This is a genomic window from Brenneria salicis ATCC 15712 = DSM 30166, assembly GCF_003315515.1.
GTDB lineage: Bacteria > Pseudomonadota > Gammaproteobacteria > Enterobacterales > Enterobacteriaceae > Brenneria > Brenneria salicis.
Window position 1 is genome coordinate 23,436 of the sequence record NZ_QNRY01000017.1, and the last position, 12,910, is coordinate 36,345.

11 protein-coding genes are annotated in these 12,910 nt (G+C 47.6%); 4 read left to right on the forward strand and 7 right to left on the reverse strand.

The features are described 5' to 3' along the window. Window positions 1–56: 56 nt before the first annotated feature. The 3 genes from DES54_RS09245 to DES54_RS18910 form a co-directional block, all read right to left on the reverse strand. Window positions 57–971, reverse strand: a complete 915-nt coding sequence (locus DES54_RS09245; protein ID WP_113866679.1) for an Rpn family recombination-promoting nuclease/putative transposase — start codon at window positions 969–971, stop codon at window positions 57–59. 293 nt (window positions 972–1,264) lie between these two features. Further along, window positions 1,265–2,089: a flagellin gene (locus DES54_RS18905; protein ID WP_240634990.1), complete on the reverse strand. Its 825-nt coding sequence runs from the start codon at window positions 2,087–2,089 to the stop codon at window positions 1,265–1,267. Between the two features lie 81 nt (window positions 2,090–2,170). Further along, a complete protein-coding gene (locus DES54_RS18910; protein ID WP_338075498.1) occupies window positions 2,171–2,794 on the reverse strand; it encodes a flagellin N-terminal helical domain-containing protein in 624 nt (207 codons plus the stop codon). Window positions 2,795–3,045: 251 nt separating this feature from the next. On the opposite strand from DES54_RS18910, the gene DES54_RS09255 reads away from it, so the two are divergent. Next, window positions 3,046–4,101 (forward strand): tetratricopeptide repeat-containing glycosyltransferase family 2 protein, encoded by a 1,056-nt coding sequence (locus DES54_RS09255; RefSeq protein WP_113866780.1) that lies wholly within the window; start codon window positions 3,046–3,048, stop codon window positions 4,099–4,101. Window positions 4,102–4,255: 154 nt separating this feature from the next. Here the strand turns inward: DES54_RS09255 and DES54_RS09260 are convergent, their stop codons facing one another. The 3 genes from DES54_RS09260 to DES54_RS09270 all read right to left on the reverse strand — a co-directional run bounded on the left by DES54_RS09260 (window position 4,256) and on the right by DES54_RS09270 (window position 9,822). After that, window positions 4,256–5,077 carry a glycosyltransferase family 2 protein gene (locus DES54_RS09260; protein ID WP_113866681.1) on the reverse strand — a complete coding sequence of 274 codons (822 nt, stop codon included), beginning with the start codon at window positions 5,075–5,077 and terminating at the stop codon, window positions 4,256–4,258. Between the two features lie 24 nt (window positions 5,078–5,101). After that, window positions 5,102–8,788, reverse strand: a complete 3,687-nt coding sequence (locus DES54_RS09265) for a glycosyltransferase (RefSeq protein ID WP_113866683.1) — start codon at window positions 8,786–8,788, stop codon at window positions 5,102–5,104. Window positions 8,789–8,946: 158 nt separating this feature from the next. Next, window positions 8,947–9,822: a flagellin N-terminal helical domain-containing protein gene (locus tag DES54_RS09270; protein WP_113866685.1), complete on the reverse strand. Its 876-nt coding sequence runs from the start codon at window positions 9,820–9,822 to the stop codon at window positions 8,947–8,949. 302 nt (window positions 9,823–10,124) lie between these two features. Between DES54_RS09270 and fliD the strand changes: the two genes are divergently transcribed. From fliD to fliT, 3 genes are read left to right on the forward strand one after another with little or no spacing between them, the layout of a single operon-like run. Beyond that, a complete protein-coding gene (fliD, locus tag DES54_RS09275; RefSeq protein ID WP_113866687.1) occupies window positions 10,125–11,525 on the forward strand; it encodes a flagellar filament capping protein FliD in 1,401 nt (466 codons plus the stop codon). Between the two features lie 16 nt (window positions 11,526–11,541). Next, entirely contained in the window at window positions 11,542–11,955 is a 414-nt protein-coding gene (gene fliS, locus DES54_RS09280) for a flagellar export chaperone FliS (protein WP_113866689.1), read from the forward strand. A 2-nt stretch (window positions 11,956–11,957) separates the two neighbouring features. Beyond that, window positions 11,958–12,326, forward strand: a complete 369-nt coding sequence (fliT, locus tag DES54_RS09285) for a flagella biosynthesis regulatory protein FliT (RefSeq protein WP_113866691.1) — start codon at window positions 11,958–11,960, stop codon at window positions 12,324–12,326. Window positions 12,327–12,529: 203 nt separating this feature from the next. On the opposite strand, the gene fliE is transcribed toward fliT, so the two are convergent. Next, a complete protein-coding gene (fliE, locus tag DES54_RS09290) occupies window positions 12,530–12,847 on the reverse strand; it encodes a flagellar hook-basal body complex protein FliE (protein ID WP_113866693.1) in 318 nt (105 codons plus the stop codon). Between the last annotated feature and the right edge of the window lie 63 nt (window positions 12,848–12,910).

Here is a 12,910-nt window from a genome sequence, read left to right on the forward strand (position 1 = left end):
TGATACCTTAGGCTCAAAGCGGCGTGGTTAAAAGTGTGGCAGTGCCGCGCAGAAAATTACTCTTTTACCGAGGATATCACTGTCTGCATATCATCATCAGACAGGTCTGTCATCTGCTGTACCTGTTGTTGCGTCATCCCATTTTTCAGTAACTGACGGGCAATGCGTAACGCACTGGCTTTCATGCCTTGCTCCAGGCCTTCAGCCAACCACTTTTCTTTTCCGTGTCGCATGCCTTTCTCAAATAACTCCTGTGCAATAGTTGCCATCTGCTCCCCTCCCGGATACGTTTCCAGCGTGTCAATAAACGACGATAAATCGGATGTCTGCCCTGCCTGCATGATATAAAACATCAACGCCCGTTGTTGCTTCAAGGGCAGCGACCACAATTCCATCAACATCCCGATATTCCGCGCCAATTCCAACATATCACGCGTGCGAATATGCTTTTGCACCAGTTCCAGCAGCGCTACCCGGCGATGAGTTTTGATTTCCTCATCCGGGATCACGGTTAAATCCACTAAGGGGAACGCGGTGGTATACAGTTGTCGCGCCAGCGCCGGATCGCTGAAACTTTCCAGCCAGTTCAGACTGTAAGGATACGGACTACGCTCGCCATGATAAAACAGCAGCGGCACGACCAGCGGCAGGGTTCCGTTTCCCTGCGAAAGATGTTGCTGCATCGCCGCCAGCGCATAACGCAACAACCGGAACGCCATTAATTTGTCCGGTTTGCTCTGATGTTCGATTACGCAATAAATATAGCCTTTCCCCTGCGTGGTATGCAGCGAATAAAGTATATCCGATACGCGGGAACGTAACTTTTCATCCACAAACGAAGCGGATTCCCGTTTCAGCGTGTTGAAATCACAGTGCGCCAGAATATCCGGCGGCAGATGGATGGAGAGAAAATTCCGTGCGATAGCAATATCGCTGAGGAATTGTTTGAAGATCGCATCGTGCGATTGCATGGCCCGCTTCCCTGTGGTGATAGTCGTCAACTACCTTAGCGGACTGGCAATATCAGGGAAGCGGTAGGATGAAAAGTGTGGAAGCGTCTCGAAGAAAATTATGTATATTAATGAAAGTCCATCGCATTACGCGAAATATTATCATCTAAAAATTCAATTTTATTGTAGAACTTAAGATTATGTAGAATTTATGATGATTGCTCGCCGTCTCCTGCCAAACCAAATTTAACGCCTATTACAATGCATTTATCCTTGGAAAACTTATTTTTAGTGTTTTTTATTATAATATTTTATCACCGCTGCAATAACGCTAACACAGTCTTCGACACCTGATTTGCCTGTACCAGCACCGATGACGACGCCTGTTGTAATATTTGCTGCTTCGTCATGGCAGAAACTTCTTGCGCATAATCCGCATCCAGAATACGTGAACGTGCAGTGGAAGTGGCTAATGATATCTGCGCCAGAGTTGATCGGATCGATTCAAAGCGGTTCACCTGGCTGCCATACTCGCTGCGATAACCGTTTATTTTTTCTAATGCCTGATCAAAAGAAGCTAAGGCTTCATGAACCTGCTCAATCAGATCCAACCTCACCTCTTTAAGCCCCAGAGACTCACTATCCGATGGTGTTGGGTTGATAGTAACCGCTTGTGCATCCTCACCATAATCGGCGCTAACCATAAGCGCGGCAGGAGTACTGACCGGCGGCAAAACCGATTCTGATGAGGGTAATTGCGACGAATCAGGCAATTCATCCCAGGTCGCCTCACCGATAAATACGCCTTGGCCGATCACCATCACGATTAAATCTTCTGTCGTCTCATTAATATGAACACGCTCCTTGAATTTCATAACATTGATTCCATCGTTAAATTTTCTCGTGGATTTATCCTCATAACGGTCTCCATCACCACTATAAGTCATGGTCATTCCGTTATAAGAAACCAATGCACTACCGTTCAAATTAAAACTTTCACCTCCTTGAGCCAGATTTTCGGCAGAATAATTCGCCGTGGGTAAAAAACCGTTATCTTCGGTTAAAACCAATGAATCCGCCAATGCCGCATCTGTTATGCCATTTTGTCGCCAGACAATATCAGCATCAGTACCTTCCAATGGCGTTCCGACTACATGCCTTCCTTCACGATTAAAGATCTGAATATCATCGTCATAACTATATGAATTTATAGTAATGGTTTAATTTTTAGCACCCGCAGGAATATAAGCCAATGAGACAGTACCGGAAATAAAGGAGCGGCTGGTTCCACTGGTAGGAAATTTTTCCGAAAGCGGCGGTGTATTTCCCAGATTAGGGGACACTTCTCGCTGAATGGAAGGCGCCAGCGGGTGTTTACCAAACGCGTTGGTGGAATAGGCAATGCGATCAATTTCATCACGCAATTGCAGATATTCGGCATTTAGATTAGTACGGTCTGCATCCGACAGCATTCCGTTCGCCGCCTGAACCGCTAATACTCTTGAACGCTGTACCAGATTGTTAATTTCATCCAACCCGCCTTCCGCGGTTTGTATCAGACCGATACCGTCATTTAGCCCACGCGCGATAACATCATTGGCGTTCAGGTTGGCGGTCATACGATTGGCTATCGCCTGCCCCGCTGCATCATCCTTGGCGCTATTAATACGCATGCCGGAGGACAGGCGCTCGATAGCCTGGCTCAATGATGATAAACCCATCTTTTGATTTTGCGCAGTAAAAGAGAGAAAATTTGTATTATTTGTATTAATAGAAGTCATGATATGCCTGTTTAATATCATTATGCTGTCAGACTCCACTAACAGCATCTGAATAATTTGCATACTAAGGACAAATAAAAATCACTTATAAAAAAACAGCGATTTTAGTTAGAAAGGACTACGGAGTAATTCAAATCAAGAATAGCATTCTTGCCAGAATTTACGATATGATGAATACGTTAAGCCCGGGTGATTCGCTTGCTAATAGTATGCAGCAGCTTATGCGTAGGCTGCTTTTCCAACATCAATCTAATCGTATGGTTATGCCTGATATGCAAAATTCTAAAAATACCGACGACAATAACGCGCCTCTAATGATATCCGTCTGTATGATCGTTAAAGACGAAGCGCAGCACCTGGAGAATACGCTCCGCTCCCTTGCTCAATATTTCGATGACATCGTCGTCGTTGATACCGGCTCAAACGACAACTCAAAGGAAATCGCTAGCTGTTTCACCAATAAAATTTATGATTTTCAATGGATAGCCGATTTCTCCGCAGCCAGAAATTATTCTTTGCAATTTGCAAAATATGATTGGGTATTGGTTGTTGATGCGGATGAGGAACTCTCTTTTATCGATTTAACAGCTTTATCATCACTTATCGCTGCTCATCCAACAAGTATAGGAAGAGTCGAAAGAGTCGATTATATTGATGATCCAAACGGCGGCGATATTATTAGAGAGCGGATAAGCCGACTATTCAGAAAAGAACTTTATGTATATCGGGGCATCATCCATGAACAAGTTTCCGCCCGAAGCACTGCAATACCGGTCAACCACTTTCAAGTGCCTATCAGACTGAACCATATTGGCTATCAAAAAAATATCCTGCATAACAAAGATAAAATCGTTAGAAATATTACGATGCTAAAAACGGCAATCGATGAGAATCCCTCCGATCCCTATTTACACTATCAATTAGGCAAAAGTTACTATCTGGCAAAAGACTATTTATTAGCCTCGGAAACTTTTAGCACGGCACTTGGCTATCAGACGGATTTTTCTTATGAATATAATGAGCAATTAATAGAAAGTTACGGCTATACACTTATTAATCTTGGTGAATATAAACAGGCTTTAAGCATTCTTGAGTATGAACAATACTGCCATTCAACAGATTTTACCTTCCTGAAAGCGCTGATATTAATGAATAATGGCGATCTCCAACAAGCAGTCAATATTTTCTTATCATGCACTCAGCTGCCGCCGGGACGCAGTGATGGCGTAAATACTTATAAAGCCAATTATAATGTTGGCGTAATTCTGGAGTGCTCTGGGATGCTAAAGGAAGCCGTGAGTTTTTACCAGAAATGCGATAATTATAAGCCTGCGGTTGACGGCATTTTAAGGATTGGCAAACAAGTATAAATATTATAGTTGTTTTGCAATATTTGGGAATTCGCCAGATTAGCCCGAAGAATTGAGAGGTTTGTGTGTTAATTTTTAAAATTTGGTGACCGTTTAAACGGTCACTAAGCAATCTTATATTATGTTCTTGTGATAACAAAAAAAATAAAATCCTTTAGCGTTTATAAGCAAATAAATTTACTTTAGCATATTTCCCTTTTATGGTCTTAAGCATCGCGATAACCTTTATCTGGTCCTGTTCCATAAAATCAATTGGCGGACAGCCGTGCTTTTTTATAAAATGGTCAATGGCCGCGCTTTTTATATTTTCATAGTTATCTTTGCTGCATATCGTTGACTGTTTTTCACTCCAATCATCATCACCCAAATATTTTTCAGAATCAGGGATATCAGCAAAATAACCAAAAGGCGGATGCATTCCCGCTTTATAGGCTAAAACAGTATGATCGACATGCTCCATTGCATTGTAATAGTTTTCATCCATCAAGCCAATTTTTTTAAGGCATTGAAGTGAATAGTAGGAGAATGCCCCGACACAAAAACCAAACAGCGGCAATTTAAACTCTTTATATGTTGCCACCAGATTGGGTGTCGGCATGTAACTCTCATCATGATTGCTATGACCATGCTGACTAAAGTTAAGATGCTGAATGCCCGTCACTTTGGAAATAAAGATATATTGCTCAAACACACGTTTATCTTTTATGTAGATATCATCTTCTATGATAAAGAAGTGATCCACTTTTCTATCAAGTAAGTACTGCAACGCTTTATTTTTACTTTTTCCCACACCCAGATTGACTTCATTCTTGATAATAGTGTGCGATATTGCATCGAATTGGGAAAAATCGTTTCCATCATTTATAATGACAAATTCATCGATCACATCGAACGGCAAAGATTGATACAACCGCAGCAGACCATCTGGTCTGTTATAGGTTACAATGCCAACGCCTATTTTCTTTCCATTAATCATAAGAATTCCCCCCTTACGCCAATATCATGCTGGCAACCAAGCCTTCTGCCAATCCGCCAGTCCATCCCCTTCCAGCATCCAGTCGCGGTAAACCTCTGCGCGCAACTGATCACCCATTTTTTCACTCTCATCCATATCCGCCAGATGCATGCGAATAGCTTCCATCCAGTCTTTAAATCGATTATTTACCCGTGTAACGGGCAAACCACAACGATAAGGTTCGATATCGGTACAAATCACTGGAATGCCGCAGGCTCCCAATTCCAGCAGACGCAAATTGCTTTTACATTCGTTGAATTGGTTATATTCCAGCGGCACCAGCGCTAAATCTAAATTAAGGCTGGCGGTTTTTTGCGGGTAGTATTCGATGGGTACGCCGGCATGAAACTCGCATTGAATACCTTCCGGTTTCATCCCCATAAATACCCATTCCACCTCATTTTCCAATTCTTTAATCACCGAACGCAGCAACATTAAGTCTCCCCGGTGGCTGCTGCCCCCGGCCCAACCGATACGGGGTTTACGCCCCTGCCGCCGCAGGCTGTTCAATCCTTTCCACCATGAAACAGGCAACCGATTACAGGCCACACGAATATCCGAATGATAAGCAGAATACGCGTCCGCCAACGCCGGAGTGGAAACCACCACCCAGTCAACAGACTCTAATGCGCGACGAAAATTCTTAATCCGCTCCTGCAAAAAGTTTTTTCTATTACCACTATTAATTGGAATGTTCAGGATGTAATCATCAAATTCCGCCACGATATGCGCATGAGTATATTGGCGGTATCTTTTTACAATCTGTGGCATATGCGGCCCATAAGCTAACTGCGCAATAATCACGTCCGGCGAGAGGCGTTCCACATCCAGCACATCCGCCATACCATGTTTTAAACCGCCTTCTATATGCATTTCCTGCTCCAACGCCTGAAACGGGAACATGACCCGATAATGACCGCAACCATACCAGTCCGAGTGATTCGCCAACACTACCGGCAAAGGGCGACCAGGCAAAGGAAGCTGGCAACGCGCCATATCCGGCGCCAGACCAAACCCCGGCGCATTGCGGCCAAAATCCGGGTGATAATGCGGGTCGTCGACTAACTGTGCAAACCATCGCTGATACAAGGGTTCGATATCCTGAATCCGGGGCATGGCGGATACCCCAAAGCGCGCCAGCAGACGAGAGGCGCCGCCCATATGACGGAGATGCGCATCCGGTGTCCATACCGTCAGATAGCCCTGTTGCTGTGCTTTCAAGGACAGATCGACATCGCCGAAATAGGCAGGAAATTGCTCCGCATCAAAGCCGCCTAATTCATTGAACACGTCGCGACGCATCATCATGCAGGCAGCGCTGACAGCGCCGGAATCATGTGTCACCTGCAAAAGCCGCATATATCCAGGCGCCTCTGCGTCCAATCCTTGAAAGGCGATTCCGGCGCTGCCGTTCAGTCCCAACACCATCCCCCCATGCTGAATGCGCCCATCCTCAAAGGTCATTTTAGCGCCGACAATGCCGACCTCCGGGCGCAAAGCATGTTGCAGCAACGCTTGCAACCACTCGCCGTTCAATATCACCGTATCATTGTTCAAAAATAGCAACACATCGCCATGAGCGTGCGTCGCTGCATAATTGTTGATGGCGGAAAAATTGAATTCCTCATGCCATTGCAGCACCCGTATCTGCGCCAACCCCATCTCAGCCAGACGTTGCAAAAACTGGCAGGCCCCCGGTTCAGTAGAACCATTATCCACCAGCAGCAGCTCGTAGCGGGAATACTGCGTTTTTTCCATCAAGCTTTCTACGCATTCGCTAAGCAACACCAGATGGTCACGCGTTGGAATGATGATAGAAACCAACGGTTGCAAGTCATGCTGATACTGAATGCGCCACGTCCCTGCGCTGTTTCCCGGCACAATCGTTCCCTGGATCTGGCAGCGGGCCAGGTGACGGGCCAATATTTGAGGATAAGCAAGGGACAATTCGGCGCCGGATAAGCAGTCATACAGACTGTCACTGGTGTAGATCAGGACATCAGGGATATGCGCCACCGCCTGCGGACCGACCTGCTCGATTACTTGCCACACCGTGTCGAACACTCCAAATATGCCCAACTGCACATCCATCCCCTGAGAGCGGCGCAGACTGTCAACACTCAGTGCCAGGTTACGTCCGATGTAAGGATAACTACGCAACAAATCGATATTGCAGGCAGGTTTCAGTACCGGATTCACAACCTCGCCTTTCTGCCAGTGCGCCTCGTCCATATAGAACACCAGCGCCTGTTCATGACGTAGCCGATATTCGGCCAGCAACAGCAATGTTTGGGGCAAAAGCCGATCGCCGGCATGTAAGATCAAAAGAAATGAAGCAACGGTCTGCTCCACCAACCGGTTTATCTGAGAAATACCGCTATTATCCGCTGGCAGCCAGTTCACATCGCCCGGAATCTCCGCCGGACACTGCGCCGCGATCAAATAAACCTCACTGGCGGGTTGCCAGAGTTCTTGCACACTTTGCCAGGAGTTGACGATCGCCGCGGAAGATTCATCATCTCCCGCCACTATCGCGATCGCAGTCTGTCCGAGTTCCGGCTGATTATGGATATAAGCTTGTAAAAGTGCGCGTCGGGCCGGCGTGATCTGACGTTCGTCCAACCATTTGCCGACGGAATAAGCTGGTTTGGTTTTATCGCGTAACGTCTGGTTATGCAGCGTTAAACGCTGCCATTCCTGATCGGAAATCGTCTTTAGCGATGGCGCGGCAAGATTTTCAAGCAGTGTAGAAAGTTGCTCCGAAAGACGATAATTAACGGCATATTCTCCGCATGATCGCCGTGCCGACGCCAACGCGTTTGCATACCCGTCGACGATCTCACGCGCCGCATCATCAACGGATAAATCACGTGCCTGATGGTACGCGCGAAACAGATCAGGCTCCCATCGCCCCGTCCCCAAATACCCCAGAACCCCGTGACCGCGATACAAATACACCGGAATGCCCGCGCACACGGCATATTGCGCAATCCGTCCGTTGGCGATAACGGCATCGTATTCATTCCATAACGCGGGCAGGTCGGGCATTACCTGCTCACGCCTTTTTATATCGCATTGTACTCCCAGCGCCTGTAGCGCTTGCGCCAGCATAACGAAATGGTTATCCAGACGATCCACTACCAGCAGCAATTTCTTTAATGCCACCGGTTTTTCATCAGGCCGCCACGGAACGAAATAACGTTCAGGCACCGGGTTGGCGAAGACGTTTATCAGCGCTTCGTTAATACCGCTGTCGCGCAAAAGATCTTTCATACCTGACACGCTGACCAGCACATTATCAGCCAACCGGTTTTCACACTGTATATCCGGCGGCATCTCTTCCCGTGTTTGCATCGCCAGGTGATGAAACAGGATCCGGCCAGATATACCACCATTCAGCAAGCGTGTCAGCAGCGCCGGACTGAGCGCGCCGTATTGCAACCAGAGCAGGTCGTACTCCCCGGCGTACTGGTACTCCTCATCATCGCTAATCCATAAAGGCGCATCGCCGAACTGCTGTTCAAAATCGTCTTTGAGCAGAGAAGTGTAGCGATGCGTATAGACATCCACTTGCCAGCCCCGCGCCAGAAACGCATCAATGACGTCACGCGTCGCCAACGCCTCATCGGAATAATCGGTCAACTGCAACGTGGAAAGATAAACATGCGGCATAACGCCATTCCTTCGGGTGGATTAACGGCAATATTGTAGTTAGTATGCAAGAAACGCGGGTTATTCGATGCGCGGAGAACCGGATAAAAATCGGCGCTAATAACAGAATTAAAAAACCCGGCGTTGCCGGGTTTGAAGAAAAATCAGACAGGTATTGATTATTGCAGCAGAGACAGAACAGTCTGCGGAACCTGGTTGGCCTGAGACAGTACAGAAGTACCAGCCTGTTGCAGAATCTGCGCCCGACTCATGTTGGACACTTCCGTCGCGTAGTCTGCGTCTTGAATACGGCTGCGAGCGGCAGACAGGTTGTTAATGGAGTTGTTCAGGTTAGTGATGGTGGATTCGAAACGGTTCTGAATCGCACCCAGGTTGCTACGTGCGGTATCCACGCTTTGCAGAGCGGTATCAACCGCGTCAACGATAGTCTGAGCCAAGCCACCGCTACCACCAACAGCACCGCTTAAATCAGCTGCAAGAGCAGTTACAGCGGCAGCGACACCACTTGCCAGGCCGCCACCTGTGGTAGCATTGACCAGTGCGCCTGAGTCAATGGTGATAACTTCGTCAGAACCGGTATTAGCGCCAACCTGAATGCTGATGCCGCCGGAAGCGGAACCGTCCAGCAGTTTGGTGCTGTTGAAAGTTGCAGAGCTGGCTACACGGTTGATTTCGTCCAGACGCTGTTGCATTTCAGTCGCGATTGATTCACGGTCAGTTGAACTGTTGGTATCGTTAGCCGCCTGAACCGCCAATTCACGGATACGTTGCAGGTTGTTGTTGATTTCGTTCAGGTTGCCTTCGGCAGTTTGCGTCAGAGAGATACCATCGTTGGCGTTACGGGCAGCCTGAGTCAGACCTTTAACCTGAGCGGTCATACGGTTGATAATCGACTGGCCGGTAGCGTCGTCTTTGGCGCTGTTGATACGCTGGCCGGAAGACAGACGTTCGATGGCGGTACCCAGAGAAGACTGAGATTTGTTCAGGTTGTTCTGAGTCGTCAGAGACATGATGTTAGTATTGATTACTGCCATAATAGCGATTCCTTAATCAGTAAGTGTAGATTTCGGGTTAGACCCACGGGTTCATCCCCGTCGCTAACATTTATCGGAATGCTTTTGGGAAGCTTTAATTTTTTTTATCCAAAACTGCAACATTCTTCTTATAGCCTGCCTTTTTATCCGCTTATTCGGACGATTGCGCGGCATGCCAATGCGGTATGGTATAAATCTCTATTTATCATTCCCGATTTACCGAATAATTATTCTAAACTTCAGAAACAATCAGCCGATAATCTGTCTTGTAACTTTCTCGCTAACAGGATAAGGATCTTGTCATGGCAAATATTTCATCTTTGGGGGTCGGTTCCGGCCTGGACTTAAGTACGCTGATCACCAAGATTCAGACGGTGGAAGAACAAACGCGCCTGACGCCTATCACCACTCAGCAAACCAGTTATAAAGCGCAACTTAGCGGCGTCAGCGCGCTCAAAAGCGCCCTTGATAAACTGAACACCGCCACCAATGCGTTGGCCAAGTCGGAATCCTTCGGCATTACCGCAGGTTCAATCGATGCTATCAATAATACTTCGGTTACAAGCACCAACACCGCGTTCACCGCCACCACGGACAGTAAAGCGGTAGCGGGTAACTATAGCGTCAGCGTCAGTCAACTCGCTCAGGCCCATTCCATTCTTTCAGCCACGCACAACAGCGCAACCGACGCGCTGGGAAGCGCCGACGGCACGCTGACCATCACTCAGGCCAATGGCGAGAAGCTCGAAATCGCCCTTACTGGCGGTGAAACATCGTTGAATGATGTGCGCGACGCCATCAATAAGTCAGAAGGCGGGGTGAGCGCCAGCGTAATCAAGGCAAACGACAATAACTACTATTTGATGCTAACGGCGAAAGATACCGGCACCGAGTCAGCGATCACCGTAGAAGACAGCAGCGGAACGTTGGGTAATTTCACGCAGCAGGTGGCGGCGCAAAACGCCTTAATCTCCATCAACGGCATTGAGGTCGAACGCCAGAGCAACACCATCGACGACGCGCTGGAAGGCGTTACGCTGACGTTGAAGGCCACCACCACAGAAGGCAAGCCGGAAACGCTGGATATTTCCCAGGACATCACCGGCATGAAAGATGCCATTACCGCCTGGGTAAACGCCTATAACTCGGTGTTGGACGTCATCTCCGCCCAAACCAAATACACGGCGGTTGAAGCCGGGGAAGAACAGAGCAGTAGTAACGGTTCGTTGATTGGCGATAGCACGGTGCGCGGCATTCAGAGTCAACTGAGAAGCTACCTGACCACCATTCAAAGCGAAAGCGGCGATTTCAGCATTATGGCGGATCTGGGGATCACTCAGAATTATAAAACCGGCAAGCTGGAAATTGACAATGCCACGCTGGAAAAAGCGCTGAAGGAAGAACCGGGCAACGTCAAAGCGTTTTTCGTCGGCGACAGTAAGGAAACCGGCCTGGCCACACAAGTCCGCAGCTATCTGCAAGATGTGCTGGATACGACGGATGGGGTGCTGAAAACCAAAGAAGATGGCATCAATACCACGTTGAAAAAGCTGGATACGCAATATACTCAGGCCGAAGCCGCCATTGAAGCCTTGATCACCCGCTATCAGACCCAATTCACCAAGCTGGACTCGCTTTTGTCGCAGAACAACAATACCTTAAGCTATCTGACGCGGCAGTTCAGTTCAACCAGCAGCAGCTAAATGAAAAGGAGCATTGATGTATAACATGAAAGGCAGCCAGGCCTATGCCCGCGTGGGTCTGGAAAGCGCGGTAATGAGCGCCAGTCCGCATCAGTTAATCGTCATGCTGTTCGATGGCGCGCGTAGCGCAATGGTGCGCGCGCGTATCCTTATGCAGCAAGGGGATATTCAAGGTAAAGGCGCGGCCTTGTCAAAAGCCATCGACATTATCTCAAATGGCCTGAAAACCGGATTGGATATGGAGAAAGGCGGTGAATTGACGGAGAATCTCGCGGCGCTTTACGACTATATGACGCAGCGCCTGATGCTCGCCAACCTTCATAACAACATCGGGTTTATTGAAGAAGTTGAAGCGCTTCTGGAAAATATTGCCGACGCCTGGCGCCAGATCGGTCCCAAATATCAATTGCAATCGGCTCAGGAAGTATAGCAATGGACAATCTCCATCAGCTTGTAAAAGATTATCAGCAACTTCAGTCTCTTAGCCGCAAGATTCTGGGATTGGCGTCAAACGGTTTATGGGACGAGTTGGTCGAGTTGGAGATTGTCTATATTCAGACGGTGGAAAATCTGACTAAATACCCTATTCCAGATAACATCGACAGTGTGATGCGATTACACTTTCGAGAGATTTTACAGGAAATCATTGATACCGAATCGAAAGTAAAAGAACTACTGCAAAAAAGAATGGATGAATTGAGCACATTGATGAAGCAAACCGTCGCACAACAAAATGCCAACATCGCCTACAATGAATTTGCCACACGCAATTGGCATCCCGATGGTACGAATGGCAATTAATGCGTACCGATAACCCCGTCCTCAGTAGCGGTTGTTTACTCCCTGTTTATTACACGAAAAACCAGAGGCCATTATCAGCCACTGGCTTTTCGTTTTTACTGTCCGAAAAAATATCGTCGATCTGTAAAAACGACGAATGACGAATAATGACAGTAACGGAATAAATTTACAGGCAAAATCGATATATAGATGTCAGCGGCCCATCACACCGACATATTCATCACTTCCTGATAGGCTGACACCAGCTTGTTTCTAACCTGAATCCCCATTTGCATGGAGATGGATGATTTTTGCAGATCCACCATCACATCATTCAACGCCACGCCGGGAACGCCCAGCGTGAAATTCTGGGCCTGCGCCCGCGCCGACTGTTGCGTGTCGCTGATCTTATCGATGGCGGATTTCAACTCGCTCGCAAACCCCGGCTCGATAGTGGGTCTGGCGCTGGGTGTATTATTAGAAGCTTGCAGCGCGGTAACCTGCATCTGCTGTAATACGCCTTCAATACCTTGAACTGACATAACACCTCACTTATTCGTCATAACCCTTGGCCACGACAATCATTCCCACAACAATCATTCCCA